This window comes from Stutzerimonas nitrititolerans (assembly GCF_003696285.1).
Classification (GTDB): Bacteria; Pseudomonadota; Gammaproteobacteria; order Pseudomonadales; family Pseudomonadaceae; genus Stutzerimonas; species Stutzerimonas nitrititolerans.
The window spans coordinates 144,168-158,784 of record NZ_RFFL01000002.1; the positions used below are offsets into that span (position 1 = coordinate 144,168).

Annotated in this window: 14 protein-coding genes; 7 read left to right on the forward strand and 7 right to left on the reverse strand. The window is 65.0% G+C overall.

The window, feature by feature from the left end; genetic code table 11:
* The first annotated feature begins 1 nt into the window (after position 1).
* Together EA795_RS02830 and xpt are read left to right on the forward strand one after the other, a co-directional pair.
* Positions 2-1,621 carry an alpha-amylase family protein gene (locus EA795_RS02830; RefSeq protein ID WP_122075453.1) on the forward strand — a complete coding sequence of 540 codons (1,620 nt, stop codon included), beginning with the start codon at positions 2-4 and terminating at the stop codon, positions 1,619-1,621.
* Between the two features lie 306 nt (positions 1,622-1,927).
* Positions 1,928-2,500, forward strand: coding sequence for a xanthine phosphoribosyltransferase (gene xpt / locus EA795_RS02835; protein WP_122075455.1), 573 nt, complete (start codon positions 1,928-1,930; stop codon positions 2,498-2,500).
* Here xpt and EA795_RS02840 read toward each other — a convergent pair.
* The 5 genes from EA795_RS02840 to EA795_RS02860 form a co-directional block, all read right to left on the reverse strand.
* Positions 2,490-3,023 (reverse strand): cupin domain-containing protein, encoded by a 534-nt coding sequence (locus tag EA795_RS02840; protein WP_122075457.1) that lies wholly within the window; start codon positions 3,021-3,023, stop codon positions 2,490-2,492. The two genes, xpt and EA795_RS02840, sit on opposite strands and share 11 nt — an antisense overlap.
* A gap of 140 nt (positions 3,024-3,163) precedes the next feature.
* Positions 3,164-3,589, reverse strand: coding sequence for a c-type cytochrome (locus EA795_RS02845; RefSeq protein WP_122075459.1), 426 nt, complete (start codon positions 3,587-3,589; stop codon positions 3,164-3,166).
* A 132-nt stretch (positions 3,590-3,721) separates the two neighbouring features.
* Complete coding sequence (locus EA795_RS02850; RefSeq protein WP_014851366.1) at positions 3,722-4,270, reverse strand: cupin domain-containing protein; 549 nt, start codon at positions 4,268-4,270, stop codon at positions 3,722-3,724.
* Positions 4,271-4,471: 201 nt separating this feature from the next.
* The gene (locus EA795_RS02855) at positions 4,472-4,843 is read right to left on the reverse strand and encodes a RidA family protein (protein WP_115027390.1); all 372 of its coding nucleotides are present in this window, start codon (positions 4,841-4,843) and stop codon (positions 4,472-4,474) included.
* Complete coding sequence (locus EA795_RS02860; protein WP_122075461.1) at positions 4,818-6,116, reverse strand: D-amino acid dehydrogenase; 1,299 nt, start codon at positions 6,114-6,116, stop codon at positions 4,818-4,820. The genes EA795_RS02855 and EA795_RS02860 overlap by 26 nt, the downstream gene beginning before the upstream one ends.
* A gap of 148 nt (positions 6,117-6,264) precedes the next feature.
* On the opposite strand from EA795_RS02860, the gene EA795_RS02865 reads away from it, so the two are divergent.
* The 4 genes from EA795_RS02865 to EA795_RS02880 all read left to right on the forward strand — a co-directional run bounded on the left by EA795_RS02865 (position 6,265) and on the right by EA795_RS02880 (position 10,707).
* Positions 6,265-6,753: an Lrp/AsnC ligand binding domain-containing protein gene (locus tag EA795_RS02865; RefSeq protein ID WP_014851363.1), complete on the forward strand. Its 489-nt coding sequence runs from the start codon at positions 6,265-6,267 to the stop codon at positions 6,751-6,753.
* Positions 6,754-6,845: 92 nt separating this feature from the next.
* Entirely contained in the window at positions 6,846-8,156 is a 1,311-nt protein-coding gene (locus EA795_RS02870) for an NAD(P)/FAD-dependent oxidoreductase (protein WP_115027388.1), read from the forward strand.
* 111 nt (positions 8,157-8,267) lie between these two features.
* Positions 8,268-9,812, forward strand: coding sequence for a phospholipase D family protein (locus tag EA795_RS02875; RefSeq protein WP_122075463.1), 1,545 nt, complete (start codon positions 8,268-8,270; stop codon positions 9,810-9,812).
* A gap of 148 nt (positions 9,813-9,960) precedes the next feature.
* A complete protein-coding gene (locus EA795_RS02880; protein ID WP_122075465.1) occupies positions 9,961-10,707 on the forward strand; it encodes a hypothetical protein in 747 nt (248 codons plus the stop codon).
* Here EA795_RS02880 and EA795_RS02885 read toward each other — a convergent pair.
* The gene (locus tag EA795_RS02885; RefSeq protein ID WP_058077073.1) at positions 10,683-12,284 is read right to left on the reverse strand and encodes a methyl-accepting chemotaxis protein; all 1,602 of its coding nucleotides are present in this window, start codon (positions 12,282-12,284) and stop codon (positions 10,683-10,685) included. The two genes, EA795_RS02880 and EA795_RS02885, sit on opposite strands and share 25 nt — an antisense overlap.
* A 292-nt stretch (positions 12,285-12,576) precedes the next feature.
* Here EA795_RS02885 and EA795_RS02890 point away from each other — a divergent pair, with 292 nt between their 5' ends.
* Positions 12,577-13,917 carry a hypothetical protein gene (locus tag EA795_RS02890; RefSeq protein ID WP_122075467.1) on the forward strand — a complete coding sequence of 447 codons (1,341 nt, stop codon included), beginning with the start codon at positions 12,577-12,579 and terminating at the stop codon, positions 13,915-13,917.
* On the opposite strand, the gene radC is transcribed toward EA795_RS02890, so the two are convergent.
* Complete coding sequence (radC, locus tag EA795_RS02895; protein ID WP_058077071.1) at positions 13,918-14,592, reverse strand: RadC family protein; 675 nt, start codon at positions 14,590-14,592, stop codon at positions 13,918-13,920.
* Positions 14,593-14,617 lie beyond the last annotated feature (25 nt).

Sequence of the window (14,617 nt, forward strand, 5' to 3'; positions counted from 1 at the left end):
CATGCGCCCCTTCTGGTACCGCAACGCCGTGATCTACCAGATCGACCCGACCCTCTTCCGCGACCACGACGGCGACGGCTGCGGCGATCTGCGCGGCGTCACCGAGCGCCTGGACTACGTGCGCGGCCTCGGCGCCACCGCCATCTGGCTGATGCCCTTCTATCGCTCGCCCTTCGAGGACGCCGGCTACGACGTCAGCGATCACCTGCAGGTCGACCCGCGTTTCGGCGACCTGGCCGACGTGGTCAACCTGCTGGAAAAGGCCGAAGAGCTCGGCCTGCACGTGATCATCGAACTGGTGGTGCAGCACACCTCCATCGAGCATCGCTGGTTCCAGGAGGCGCGACGCGACCGCCACTCGCCCTTCCGCGACTACTACCTCTGGGCCGACGAGCCGGACGACAGCATCGAGCCGATTTTCCCCACCATCGAGGACAGCGTCTGGACCTGGGACGAGGAAGCCGGCCAGTACTACCGGCACCTGTTCTACAAGCACGAGCCGGACCTGAACCTGGCCAACCCGCGGGTGGTCGAGGAGATCGAGCGGATCATGGCGTTCTGGCTGCGCCTGGGGGTTTCCGGCTTCCGCGTCGATGCCGCCTCGCACCTGATCGAACAGGCCGGCGAAGGCGACAGCGCCAAGGGCTACTGGTTGCTCGAACATTTCCGCGACTTCGTCTCCCTGCGCCGCCCCGAAGCCGTGCTGCTGGGCGAGGTGGACGTGGAGCCGGAGCACTACGCCGACTACTTCGGCGATGGCGACCGGCTCACCCTGCTGCTGAACTTCTGGGCCAACAACCACTATTTCCTGGCGCTGGCCCGCAGCGACGCCAGCCCCCTGACGCGTTCGCTGACCGAACAGCCGACGCCGCCCCGCCGCGCGCAATACGCCACCTGGATACGCAACCATGACGAGCTGGATCTGGAGCGCCTGACCGAGGAAGAGCGCGAGGAGGTGATGCAGGCCTTCGCCCCCGATCCCGACATGCGCGCCTACAACCGCGGCATTCGTCGGCGGCTGGCGCCCATGCTGGAGGGCGACGAACACCGCCTGGCGATGGCGCATGCGCTGCTGTTCTCCCTGCCCGGCACACCGATCATCCGCTACGGCGAAGAAATCGGCATGGGCGAGGACCTGTCGCGGCCCGAGCGGCTGGCCGTGCGCACGCCGATGCAATGGTCCAACGAAGTGAACGCCGGCTTCTCCTGCGCCGAAACCGCCAGACTGGTGGTCGAGCCGATCGACGAAGGTCCGTTCAGCTACCGCACGCTGAACGTCTACGCCCAGACCCTGCGCGATGATTCGCTGCTGGCCAAGACCGGCAACATGATCCGCAGCCGCATCGGCCTGCGCGAAATCGGCGAAGGCAAGGCCTGCCCGGTGGATGTCGGGGTGCCATCGGTATTCGCCATTCGCCACGATGCCGATTCGACGGTACTGATGCTGGTGAACCTGGCGGACGAGGAAGTCACCGTCGAAATCCACGACAAGGACCTGGAGCAGCTGGTCGATATCCTCGCCGACAGCGATTACGAACAACCCGAGGGACATCCGCTGAGGCTGCGCCTGTCGGGTTACGGCTACCGCTGGCTGCGCTGCAAGCAGCAACTGTTCGGCTGACGACACCGATAGTTCCGCCCGGGCGGCCCGCCAGCAGTGCGCCGATTCAACGGCACCGGGTGCCCCTGACCGGGCGGCCGCTCGTCCGAACGGCGAAACGGACTGCAGCAGCCTTTGAATTTGGAGGGGAAATTGAGCGAGAATGCGCGGCTTTCCGGACTCACGGAAAGCTCCAACGCTCGCCATCACCATTTCACGGCAGCCTGCACGCCCCGTTTCACGGCGCGGTGCCTGCCGCGTCACTGCGTATCGGGTCAAAGGGTTTCCGAAGTCTGTCCCGTGGGGTTCGCTTGAGGTAGCGCGTTCGTGGAACAGCTGAAACAGAAAATTCGCAGTGAAGGTGTCGTACTCTCCGACCGGGTACTCAAGGTCGACGCTTTCCTGAACCATCAGATCGACCCCCTGCTGATGAAGCAGATCGGTGAGGAGTTCGCCCGCCGCTTTCGCGACGAGGGCATCACCAAGATCGTCACCATCGAAGCCTCCGGTATCGCTCCGGCGATCATGGCCGGACTGGAGCTGGGTGTGCCGGTGATCTTCGCCCGCAAGCACCAGTCGCTGACCATGACCGATCATCTGCTGACCGCCTCGGTGTATTCCTTCACCAAGCAGGTGGAAAGCACCATCGCGATCTCCACCAACCATCTTTCAGCCGATGACCGCGTGCTGATCATCGATGACTTCCTGGCCAACGGCAAAGCCGCCAAGGGCCTGATCGCCATCATCCAGCAGGCCGGCGCCAGCATCGCCGGGCTGGGTATCGTGATCGAGAAGTCCTTCCAGGTCGGGCGCCAGGAGCTGGAAGAAGCCGGCTTTCGCGTCGAGTCGCTGGCGCGGGTTCAATCGCTGCACGACGGTCAGGTTCAGTTCATCGACTGACCGCGACACCTTCACGCCAGAGCGTCACCAGCGCCCCTTGTGTGCCGGTCAGCGGATCGCTGATCGGCACGCCGACCCGGGCGATGCGCTCACGCGCCGCATCGTGGCTGCATTCATCTGGACGCAGCAGGTCGTAGCGCTGGTCCGGCGGACAGCCCGCCACGACCTGAAAATCGGCACTTGCCTGAACGCCGCAATGGCCGGTCCCGGCCGGTAGCACCAGGGCATCGCCCGCCCGCAGCTCGACTTCCCGCCCCTGCTCGCCACCCAGCACCAGCCGCGCCCAGCCGCTGGTTACGCCGAGCACCTCATGGGCGGTGGAGTGGTAATGGTGGTAGTCATAGACACTGCCCCGCCACTGCGCCGGCCATAAATGGCTGGCGAACAACCGCTCGAAGGCGGCGGCGAGGTCTGCATCGTTCAGCGGCAGCTGGCGATAGATCAGTACCGGGTGCGGACTGTTGGGCGTGCGCCCGTCGCTGGCGAAATGCAGCTGTTCAGGTTGCGGCGCGGAACTGGACATGACGACCTCTCGTGACGGCGCAGACCCCGGGTTCGGTGGCCACAGGCTTCGAGACATCGGACCCGACAGGTCGCAGCTTTGCTCCCGCAGATACGACAAAGCCACCCGAAGGCGGCTTTGCGATGACGCGGATTATCCGATCAGAGACCGGACATGTGCTGGATCGCGCTCTTCAGTTCGTCGTCCGAGCAGTCCGCGCAAGTGCCCTTCGGCGGCATGGCGTTGATACCGCTGATGGCGTGCTTGAGCAGGCCGTCCAGGCCGCCAGCCGCGTCCGCGCGACCTTTCCAGGCGGCGGCATCGCCGGTCTTGGGCGCATTGAGCAGCCCGCTGCCATGACATGCGGTACAGAACTTGCCATAGACCTCTTCACCGCTACGGGCAGCGCCGCCAGCGGCAGCCACGGCACCGGCATCCGCCGCCGCACATTCTTCGCCTTGAATACAGACTTCACCAACCGGCTTGAGACGCTCGGCGATGGCTTCATCGGTCGCAGCCTGAGCGCTCATTGCCCACAGGGCTACTACGGCAGTCTGCGCTACCAGGATCTTCTTAATCAGGTTCACCTTATCCCCTCATGTGGCTTGATACGCTCGCGGCCACGGTACGCGAGCGGCGGCTAGTATAGCGGCAAGCCGGGCCTGCCGAAACAACCCTTATGTCGCAAGCATGCCGGGCATCGGCCTGCGACTCGTCCATCAGAAATTCGCGGGCGTGGTGGCGCTGATCAGGCGCGCCGGCTCGCCGAACGGATTGCGAAAACGATGGGGTTTGCTGCTTTCGAAGTAGTAGCTGTCGCCGGTTTCCAGCACATGGACCTGGCCGTTCACGGTCAATTCCAGACGCCCCTCCACCAGCAGGCCGGCCTCCTCGCCCTGATGCGCGAGCATCTCCTCGCCGGTGTCGGTGCCGGGCGGATAGGTTTCGTCGAGAAAGGCGATGGCCCTGCTCGGATGCGCCTTACCTACCAGTTTCATGCTCACTGCGCCGTCGGAGATGTCGATCAGCTCACCGGCCTTGTAGACGACCTGGGTATCGCTGTCCTGATCGCCATCCGGGGAAAAGAACTCCACCAGCGACATGGGAATGCCGCCCAGGACCTTCTTCAACGAGCTGATCGAAGGGCTGACGCTGTTCTTCTCGATCATGGAAATGGTGCTGTTGGTGACGCCCGCACGCTTGGCGAGTTCACGCTGGGACAGGCCCTTGAGCTTGCGAATGGTTTGCAGTCGAACGCCGACGTCCAATACGGGAGCCCCCTTTCAAGAGCGAAGCGATGAGGGCGCTAATGATGGCAATGGCGTTCAGTATTTACAACACGCTGGTGCGATTTTCCGGGCACTCCGGATGGGCATGATGCCGTAGGGTGGATAACGCCGCTTGCGGCTTATCCACCACCACGATGGGCAAGGCTGCCCCGTTGTCCACACTATGCGGGATTGCGGCGCCTAGAGCACCGGTCCGGCCAGGTCGGGCATGGCGGCCACCACGGTGATCTCCACACGCACTTGCGGCCGGTACATCAGTGCCTGCACCGCCGTGCGCGCCGGTGCGGCTCCCGCAGGGAGCCAGGCATCCCAGACTTCGTTCATCCCGGCGTAATCGGCCATGTCGCGCAGATGTATGGTCGCCGACAGCAGCCGCGACTTGTCGCTGCCGACCTCCGCTAGCAAGCGCTCGATGCTGGCGAGCGTCTCGCGGGTCTGCTGGTGGATGTCGCCCTCGAGATCATCGGCCAGCTGGCCGGAGAGATAGACCGCGCCGGCGTGAATGACCGCCTCGCTGTAACGGGTTTCAGTGTACAGACGCCGGATGGGCATGCTTGCCAGCCTCCTTGTGCTTGCCATAGCGGAAGATATCCAACCCCTCGGTGCTGATCTGCGGCCGCCTGGATAGCAGCAGGTCGGCCAGCAGACGCCCCGAACCGCAGGCCATGGTCCAGCCAAGGGTACCGTGTCCGGTGTTGAGAAACAGGTTGCGATAGGGTGTCGCGCCGACGATCGGCGTTCCGTCCGGAGTCGCCGGGCGCAGGCCGGTCCAGAGCTCCGCCGTGGCGGGATCACCGCCCAGCGGGAACAGATCGCTGACCACCATGGCCAGGGTGGCGCGCCGACGCGGATCGAGCGACAGGTCATGCCCGGCGATCTCGGCCATGCCGCCGACACGGATGCGCTGGTCGAAGCGGGTGATGGCGACCTTGTAGGTCTCGTCCAGCACCGTGGACACCGGCGCCATCGCCGCATCGCTGATCGGCACCGTGAGCGAGTAGCCCTTGAGGGGGTACACCGGGGCGCGCAGGCCGAGCGGCTCGAGCATGTCGGCGCTGTAGCTGCCCAGCGCGAGCACGTAGCGATCGGCCTTTTCCAGCTTGCCGTCGATCCACACGCCGGAAAGGCGATCGCCGGCGTATTCGAGGCGCTGGATGTTCTGCTCGAAACGGAACTCGACGCCCAGCTCGCGCGCCATCCCGGCCAGGCGCGTGGTGAACATCTGGCAATCGCCGGTCTGGTCGTTGGGCAGACGCAGGGCGCCGCTGAGTTTGTCCGAGACCCGCGCCAGCGCCGGTTCGGCACGGGCGATGCCGACGCGATCGAGCAGCTCGTAGGGCACGCCCGAGGCCTCGAGCACGGCGATGTCCTTGGCTGCCGCATCCAGCTGTGCCTGGGTGCGGAACAATTGCGTGGTGCCCAGTTGGCGCCCCTCATAATCGATCCCGGTTTCGGCACGCAGCTCGTCGAGGCAGTCGCGGCTGTACTCGGACAGCCGCACCATGCGCTCCTTGTTCACTGCATAGCGCGCCGCCGTGCAGTTGCGCAGCATCTGTGCCATCCACAGGTATTGGCGGATGTCGCCAGTGAGCTTGATGGCCAGCGGCGCGTGCCGCTGCATCAGCCACTTGATGGCTTTCAACGGCACGCCCGGCGCGGCCCAGGGCGAGGCATAGCCGGGGGAAACCTGCCCGGCGTTGGCGAAGCTGGTTTCCATCGCCACGGCCGGCTGACGGTCCACCACCACCACTTCGAATCCGGCCCGGGCCAGATAGTAGGCACTGGTAGTGCCGATCACGCCACCACCGAGGATCAGTACACGCATTGCAACCTCCCACCCGTTCGACGAGCTTGTTCGGGACACGCTATTGAAAGGGAGTATAGGAAGGCTCGCCTGGTGAAATTCACTATATAAGCAGCTATCTTTGCGCTTTATTCACGTCGATAACGCTTTTCCCGGAGGGAATACACCTATGCGCACCCGGCACCAGGTACGCCGTGAACTGGACAGGATCGACCGCCAGATCCTTCGTTTGCTGCAGGCCGAAGGGCGCATGCCGTTCACCGAACTGGGCGAGCGCATCGGACTGTCCACCACGCCCTGCACCGAGCGCGTGCGCCGCCTGGAGCGCGAAGGCATCATCATGGGCTATTCGGCGCGCCTGAATCCGCACCACCTCAAGGGCGGGCTGCTGGTATTCGTGGAAATCAGCCTGGCGTACAAGTCCGGCGATATCTTCGAGGAGTTCCGTCGCGCGGTGCTCAAACTACCCCACGTCCTCGAATGCCACCTGGTCTCCGGCGATTTCGACTATCTGATCAAGGCGCGCATTTCGGAAATGGCCTCGTACCGCAAGCTGCTCGGCGACATCCTGCTCAAGTTGCCCCATGTGCGCGAATCCAAGAGCTACATCGTCATGGAAGAAGTCAAGGAATCGCTGGAAATGCCGGTGCCGGACTAGGTCAACGCAAAGCCGCCGGACGGGGCGTCCCTTTGCCCCGCAACGAGCCACCGGTCTACCCTTCTGCCACGCCATTCATCCAGGAGCCTTTCATGCGCGCCCGCCAAGCCGCCATTCACAGCGAAGATCACCCGGCCTCCTACTACGCCGCCAGCATCAACCGGCCGTTCGAGCTGCCTCGCCTGGAGGGTGAGCAGACGGCCGATGTCTGCATCGTCGGCGGCGGTTTTACCGGACTCAATACCGCGATCGAACTGGCCGAGCGCGGTCTGTCGGTGGTCTTGCTCGAGGCACGGCGTATCGGCTGGGGCGCCAGCGGTCGCAACGGCGGCCAGCTGATTCGCGGAGTGGGCCACGACGTCGAGCAGTTCGCCCCGGTGATCGGCGAAGACGGCGTGGACGCGCTCAAGCGAATGGGCTTCGAGGCCGTCGAGATCGTCCGCCAGCGCATCGAGCGCTACGGCATCGACTGCGATCTGACCTGGGGCTACTGCGACCTGGCGACCAAACCGCGACACCTGGACAACTTCGAGGAGGAGTATGCCGATCTCCAGCGCCTCGGCTACCCCCATCCGTTGCGACAGATCGCCAAGGCCGACCTCCACGAAGTGATTGGCTCTGAGCGCTACTTGGGCGGGCTGTTAGACCCCGGTTCGGGCCACCTGCATCCACTCAACCTGGCCCTGGGCGAGGCCGCCGCGGCGCAGACGCTGGGCGTGCGTCTGTACGAACACTCCGCCGCCGAACGGATCGACTACGGCGCCGAGATTCGCGTCCGCACCGCAACCGGCACGGTACGCGCCCGGCAGCTGGTGCTCGCCTGCAATGCCTATCTCGGCCAGTTGCATCCGCAGCTGGCGGGCAAGGTACTGCCCGCCGGCAGCTACATCATCGCCACCGAGCCGCTGCCCGAAACGCTCTGCCGGGAGCTGCTGCCGCTGAACAGCGCCGTCTGCGATCAGCGCGTGGCGCTAGACTACTTTCGCCTCTCGGCAGACCGCCGGCTGCTGTTCGGTGGCGCCTGCCACTACTCGGGACGCGACCCCAGCGACATCACCGCCTACATGCGACCGAAGATGCTCGAGGTGTTCCCGCAACTGGCGAGCGTCGGCATCGACTATCAGTGGGGCGGGATGATCGGCATCGGCGCCAACCGCCTGCCGCAGATCGGCCGGCTCGCCGAACAGCCCAACGTCTACTTCGCCCAGGCCTACGCCGGCCATGGCCTGAACGCCACGCACCTGGCCGGTCGGCTGCTGGGCGAAGCCATCAGCGGGCAGCTCGACGGTCGCTTCGACCTGTTCGCCAGGGTGCCGCACCCGACCTTCCCCGGCGGCCGCCTGCTGCGCTCGCCGCTGCTGGCGCTGGGCATGCTCTGGTACCGGCTCAAGGACAGATTCTGAATTCCGCCGTCGCGCTGACGTCCAACTGCCAAGAAGAAACGTTAGGGTCTGTTCCCGTTTCGACGCAATCGGCGTACGAAACGGGCGCAGATCCCAGGAGTGTCCTTGCGCATGCGTCTGCTGCTCTTGACGGTGCTGTTGCTGGCAGGCTGCGCCACCCAGGTCGTGCCTCGCCCTACCTCTTACGCCCTGCCGGCCCATGACTCGCCGCTGGCTTCGCGGCTGCGCGAGCTGGCGGCGGAACGATCACCGGGGCATTCGGGATTTCGACTGCTGTCGGCCAGCAACGAAGCCTTCGCCGCACGGATGAAGATGATTCGCGCGGCGCAGGTCAGCCTCGACGTGCAGTACTACATCGTTCATGACGGCCTGACCACGCGCGCGCTGGTCAACGAACTTCTCGAGGCGGCCGATCGCAGCGTGCGCGTGCGGGTACTGCTGGACGACCTCACCAGCGACGGCAGCGACTACCAGATCGCCACGCTGGCTGCGCACCCGAACGTCCTGATTCGCGTCTTCAACCCTCTCCACCTGGGCCGCAGCAACATCCTCACCCGCTCGCTGGGCCGCCTGCTGAACCTATCGCAGCAACACCGGCGCATGCACAACAAGCTGATACTCGCCGACGGCAGCCTGGCCATCGTCGGCGGGCGCAATCTGGGTGACGAATATTTCGATGCCGACCAGACGCTGAACTTCACCGACATCGACCTGCTGGGCGCGGGGCCGGTCGCCGCGCAACTGGCCATCAGCTTCGATCAGTACTGGAACCATTCGCTCAGCGTGCCGATTCAGCAATTCCTGCGCCGCCCACCAAGCGTCGACGAACTGGCCGAAGCCCGACGGCAGCTGGACGATTACCTGGAAACCGAACGCGCGCGCGGCGATCCGCGTTACCGCAAGCTGCTGGTCGAGCAGCGCCAGACGACGCTCGACCAATGGCTGCGCGAGCTGACCTGGGCGCCCAGCGAAGCGCTCTGGGATCATCCGGACAAGATCAGCGCCGAGGGCATGCCCGACCCGTCGCTGCTGCTGACCAGCCAACTGCAACCCACCCTGGACAATGTGCGCCAGGAGCTGACGCTGGTTTCGGCCTATTTCGTGCCCACCGACGAGGGCGTCGACTACTTCGCCCGACTGGCCGAGGCCGACGTCGATATCCAGGTGCTGACCAACTCCCTGGAAGCCACCGATGTACCGGCGGTGCATGGCGGCTACGCGCCCTATCGCCACGAACTCCTGCGCCTGGGCGTGCGCCTGTTCGAACTGCGCCGGCAACCGGACCAGGAAGCCCGCTTCAGCCTCAGCGGCGACTCGGAGTCCAGCCTGCACAGCAAGGCCGCCATATTCGACCGCCAATCGGTGTTTCTCGGCTCGCTCAACTTCGATCCGCGTTCGGTACTGTGGAATACCGAGGTGGGCATCCTGGTACATAGCCCGGAGCTGGCCAGCGAAGCCCATCAGCTGACGCTGGAAGGCACCGCGCCCGCCATCAGCTATGAGGTCCGCCTGATCGAAACGGACGGCCGGGAGCGGCTGATCTGGATCGCCGAGGATCACGGCCGGCGCGTGGTCCTGCACAAGGAGCCTGGCGGCCTGTGGCGACGCCTCAACGCCTGGATAGCGGATGTCATCGGCCTGGAGCGAATGCTTTAAGCCACGCCATTTGCGCCAAAGATCAAGTTTTTTCCGCCGACGCCTGCGCTTGTACGCCCCCAGAGTGATACCACTAGGCCATTGACTGACTAGTCTATCGGCCTGCCATCGGTACTTGCTTCTAATAAAAACAAAAGGGAGCGTCACCATGAAACAACGCAAATGGATAGCGATGCTCATGCTCCTGGCCTGCTGGTTTCCAGGGCTGGCCAGCAACGCCCAGGCGCAAGAACTCAACGCCCTGGAACGCATGCAGATCCACGCCAACCGCGCGACCAGCAGCCTGCTGCTGTATCGCGGCGAAGGCTTCCAGAAGGCCCACCTGCAACGCCTGGAAAGCGACATCCAGGCCCTCGATACGGCGCTACGAAGCTTTCCCTCCGCCAACGCCGAGCTGCTTGCACAGCATGCCGAGTTGACGGCCAAGCTCCGCGAAGGCGCCGCCTTCGGCTATCAGGAGGACGACATGCCCTGGGGCTGGCCCTTGCAGATGAGCAAGGCGCTGCGGGACTTCCTTACCGCCGTGCGCAGTCAGCAGGGCGCCGACATGAAGGCGGAGCTACCCGCCAAGGTCGAATACCTCGCCGTGCAGTACCTCAGCCGCGCCTATGTCGGCTCCTTCGAAACCGCGCGCGAGCAACCCGAGACCTACCTCGGCCAGGACGAACGCAGCCTGGTGCCTTCCATCGACGAACAGCTCAGCCAGCTCGACAGCGCCGCGAACCCGGCCGTCGCTCAGTTGAAGACCCGCTGGGAGTTTCTGAAAGTTGCGCTGGAGGACATGAACAGCGGCAACAATAGCTTCAATACCGCCTCCGGCCGCCCCTTCGCGCCGATCACGGTCGACCGGCACGCACGCAGCCTGAGCAATCAATGGATGGCGCTGTCACCCTGAGCGATGACCGAGTCCTCGGGGCGATAGCCCAGGCGCAGGCCGCCCCAGTGCCGACCCCGAACCATGATCGGCACCGAAAGGTCATGCATCAGCTCGCCGGTATCGCGACTGTAGGTCTGCAAGAGCAACCTGCGTTCATGGCTGCCGCAGCGCCCTCCGGTGCGATCGTTGAACAAACGCTTGCTGCGACACTTGACCCGGTCCACCTGAGGATCGCCCGTGGGTGGCGCGCTGAAGGCACGGTTATGGGTCGGCACGTAGCCTTCCGGCGTGGTGGCGATGGCGTAGACCAGCGCTTCGTGCTGCGTCAGTAGCGGCTCCTGGATCGCCGGCAGCACCTGGTCGGCGTAGCGATCGAAACGGGTGTTGTAGCGCGTCGGGTCGGTACCCGGTTGCGCCTTGTAGTTGCGATCGAAGAGGTCGTCCAGGCTGAGCGTGCCCGCGTCGATGTCTGCCTCGAAGCGCGCCGCAATCGCCGCCGCACCCTGGCGGGCCAGGTCGTAGATGTACTGGTGATAGTCATCCAGTTGCACCTCGGCCAACTGCTCACTGGCCTGTTCCGCCTGTGCGACGAGGTTTTCGGCGGCCTGCTCCAGTTGCCGGGTCTGGACATTGCTGTCGTTGGCATCGCCGCGCAACTGATCCAGCGCGACGAACAAGGCGGTCAAACGCTCATGATTGCTGGCGGTGCCGGACGCGATCTCGGCTACTTGAATCTCGACGTCGCCGGCCAGTTCGGCGATGCCGGTGAACTGTTCACCGATCACGGCGATCTGCTCGGCAGCCTCGTCCAGCTCACTGGCCTGACGCTGGATGTAGTCGACCACCGCCCCGCTCTGCTCACGGATATCGCCGACCATCCGCTCCACTTCTTCCGTGGCGCTGCTGGTTCGCCCCGCCAGACTGCGAACCTCGTCGGCGACCACCGCGAATCCCCGCCCGGCCTCCCCGGCACGCGCTGCCTCGATCGCGGCATTGAGCGCAAGCAGGTTGGTCTGGCTGGCGATGGACTGGATCACATCGGTGATCTGGCGGATCTCGTTGGTACGGGCCGAAAGGCCGTCGATCAGTTCGCGGCTGGCCTGGGTGTTGGCACTCAGTTGCTGCATTCTTTCGATCGCCTGCTGCAACTCGGCACGCCCGCTGTCGCTGCTGCGGCGCACCGCCTCGGCGGCCTCCTGCGCCTGTTGCGCGCGCCGCGCGCTGTCCTGCTCGGTCCCTGTCATCGCCTCGGCACCACTGGCGATCTCGCCAATTGCCGCCATCTGCGACTGCAGCTTGCGCGACAGCTGCTCGGCACTGAAGGCGACCTGTGCCGCGGACAATGCATTGTGACAGGTGCGCCGTGACAGACTCTTGCTCAACGCGCCGAAATCCGCCGCCTGGACATCGGTGGCAGCCCCACGCTCGACAGGGTTCCACCAGGGGCCCAGCCATGGCCAGAGCGCCAGAATCGATACGGAAAGACCGATCAGCCAAAACGGCACGCCCATCCACTGGTGAAACAGCAACAATCCCAACAGGGCGGCCGCATGCAGCAGGCAGGCCCGGGGATGGCGACGGAAGGCTGGACGCATTGTCGGCCCCTCTGGTTGTTATGCGTTCGCTTTTTTAACCCGCTCGGTCGTGGAAACACAGTAGCGCTTGGTAGCAACTTGCCTGTACTTCATAACCGATAGCGGCTGTTGGCGAAATTGCTGAAGCCCGCGATTGCAACGCCTTCATATTTCGCCAAGCGAAATCCTGTTCTGCGTAATTGACCAGAAGCCTCGGTCGCTGAGAGACTGCCTCTCGCCAGACAGTGACCATCCGCGAGCACCCGCCTTGCTGGCCGCTCCGAACGACCCGCAACCGCAACGGCCTTTCCCGATGATATTCCTGCTTCCTTCGGCGCTGCTCTGCGAGCTGGTTGCGCTGATCACCCGCAGCCAGGCTTTGAGCGTGGTCAGCGGTGCGCTGCTGACGTCGTTCTTCATCGGCCGCTGGCGTTCGCTGATGCCCTATCCACGGCGCCTCGGCATCATCACGCTGGCGCTGCTGACATACTGGCTGCTGAGCGCCGAGCCCGACTGGCCACAAGGCGCGCAGTTGCTCGCTTCGGCCGCTTACTACGCGGCCTTCGTCGGCGCGTTGGGCCTGATGCACTGCCTGATCCAGCGCCTGCCTCAACTGGGCGAACTGCATCGTCTGCTGCTCGCCGGCCCGCGTCACTCGCTCTACCCCGGCTACCTGCTGAGCGCCTTCGCCATCGGTTCGATCCTCAGCTTCGGCATGCTCAACCTGCTCTGCGGGTCGCTGGAACGCCACCTGCAGCAGGGTTCTCTGGATGAAACCCGGCGCCGCGAGGGACGTCGGGCGGTGATGGTCAGCGCGCTACGCGGCTTCGCCCTGGTGCCCTTGCTGGCGCCGACCAGCGTGGCGGTAGCCATTCTCACCCGTGAACTGCCCGGTCTGAGCTGGAACCAGTTGCTGCCGTTCGGCCTGCTTGCGGCACTGACGCTGCTGGTCGCCGGCTGGCCGGTGGAGAATCGCCGCCTGCAGCACCTGCTCGATCCGTCCCGCCCGTCGCAGCAGACCGGTGCGCCTGGCAAACAGCGCTTTCGCGGCCTGCTCGGCGGCTGCCTGGCCGGTATCGCCCTGATCGGCCTGCTCGCCAGCACCACCCCGCTTTCGGCAACCCAGGCCGCCATGCTGCTGGTGCCGCTCGGCGTGGCCGGCGTGATGTTGTGGCGTGATGTCCCTGTCCGCCGCATCTACACCGAGTTCAGCGATACCCTGGCCGGCATGCGTAACGAGGTATTCATCTTCGCCTGCTCGGCGGTGCTCGCAGGCCTGGTCGCAGATCTGCTGCCGGTAGGGCACCTGGCCGTGCATCTCGACGCAACGCCGCTTGCGCTCTTCATCCTTGGCGCGCTGGGTGCCCTGTCGATCATCGTCCTGGCGTTGCTCGGCGTCGCGCCGATCATCTCGCTCAACCTCGGCGCCGCCTTCCTGGCCCAGCTCGCCGGCCAGGGCGTACCGGTGCTGCAACCGGCGCTGGCCCTGCTCATCGGGTTCTCCCTCGCCATGCTGCTGTCGCCCTATGGTCCCTCGGCGCTGCTGCTGGCCCGACATGCGCAGCTGTCGCCCTGGCGCATCGCCTTCGACTGGAACGGCCGGTTCGTGCTGATGGTGATCGGCCCGCTGCTGCTGATTCCGCTGCTGGCCTGATCAGATCCAACCGTACTCGGCCATGGACAACGGCTCGCCATCGCCGACGATGAAATGATCGAGCACGCGCACATCGATGTAGGCCAGCGCATCCTTGAGACGCTGGGTCAGTTGCCGATCCGCCTGGCTCGGTTCGGCGACACCGGAGGGATGGTTGTGCGTCAGGATCACCGCCGCCGCATTCTGCGCCAGCGCGCGCTTGACCACCTGCCTGGGGTAGACGCTGGCACCGTCGATGGTGCCCTGAAACAGCACCTCGAACGCCAGCACGCGGTGCTTGGAATCGAGGAACAGGCAGCCGAACAGTTCGTGCGGCTCGTGCCGCAGTCGCGCCTTGAGGTAGTCGCGAACCGCCTGCGGGCTTTCCAGCGCCGAATCGCGCCGGATACGCTCGGCCAGGTGCCGCCGGGCCATCTCCAGCACGGCCTGCAGCTGGGCGAACTTGGCCGGACCAAGCCCCAGATGCTGGCTGAACTGCGGCAGATCGGCTTCCAGCAACGCGCGCAGGCTGCCGAACTCGCTCAGCAACTGGCGCGCCAGGTCCACCGCGCTCTTGCCGGCCACCCCGGTACGCAGGAATATCGCCAGCAATTCGGCGTCGGAAAGCGCGAACGCGCCCTGTTCGAGAAGCTTTTCCCGCGGCCGTTCCGCCGCCGGCCAGTTACGAATGCTCATGTTTCCTCCCTGTCGAGCAGGCCCT

Excerpts from the sequence above, each read along its gene's own strand:
- EA795_RS02865 (WP_014851363.1), top strand. The coding sequence starts at position 6,265 with ATGCGCACCCGGCACCAGGTACGCCGTGAACTGGACAGGATCGACCGC.
- EA795_RS02855 (WP_115027390.1), bottom strand. The coding sequence starts at position 4,843 with ATGCCCATCCGGCGTCTGTACACTGAAACCCGTTACAGCGAGGCGGTC.
- EA795_RS02830 (WP_122075453.1), top strand. The coding sequence starts at position 2 with ATGCGCCCCTTCTGGTACCGCAACGCCGTGATCTACCAGATCGACCCG.
- EA795_RS02880 (WP_122075465.1), top strand. The coding sequence starts at position 9,961 with ATGAAACAACGCAAATGGATAGCGATGCTCATGCTCCTGGCCTGCTGG.
- EA795_RS02840 (WP_122075457.1), bottom strand. The coding sequence starts at position 3,023 with ATGTCCAGTTCCGCGCCGCAACCTGAACAGCTGCATTTCGCCAGCGAC.
- EA795_RS02890 (WP_122075467.1), top strand. The coding sequence starts at position 12,577 with ATGATATTCCTGCTTCCTTCGGCGCTGCTCTGCGAGCTGGTTGCGCTG.
- EA795_RS02875 (WP_122075463.1), top strand. The coding sequence starts at position 8,268 with ATGCGTCTGCTGCTCTTGACGGTGCTGTTGCTGGCAGGCTGCGCCACC.
- EA795_RS02870 (WP_115027388.1), top strand. The coding sequence starts at position 6,846 with ATGCGCGCCCGCCAAGCCGCCATTCACAGCGAAGATCACCCGGCCTCC.
- EA795_RS02885 (WP_058077073.1), bottom strand. The coding sequence starts at position 12,284 with ATGCGTCCAGCCTTCCGTCGCCATCCCCGGGCCTGCCTGCTGCATGCG.
- radC (WP_058077071.1), bottom strand. The coding sequence starts at position 14,592 with ATGAGCATTCGTAACTGGCCGGCGGCGGAACGGCCGCGGGAAAAGCTT.
- EA795_RS02860 (WP_122075461.1), bottom strand. The coding sequence starts at position 6,116 with ATGCGTGTACTGATCCTCGGTGGTGGCGTGATCGGCACTACCAGTGCC.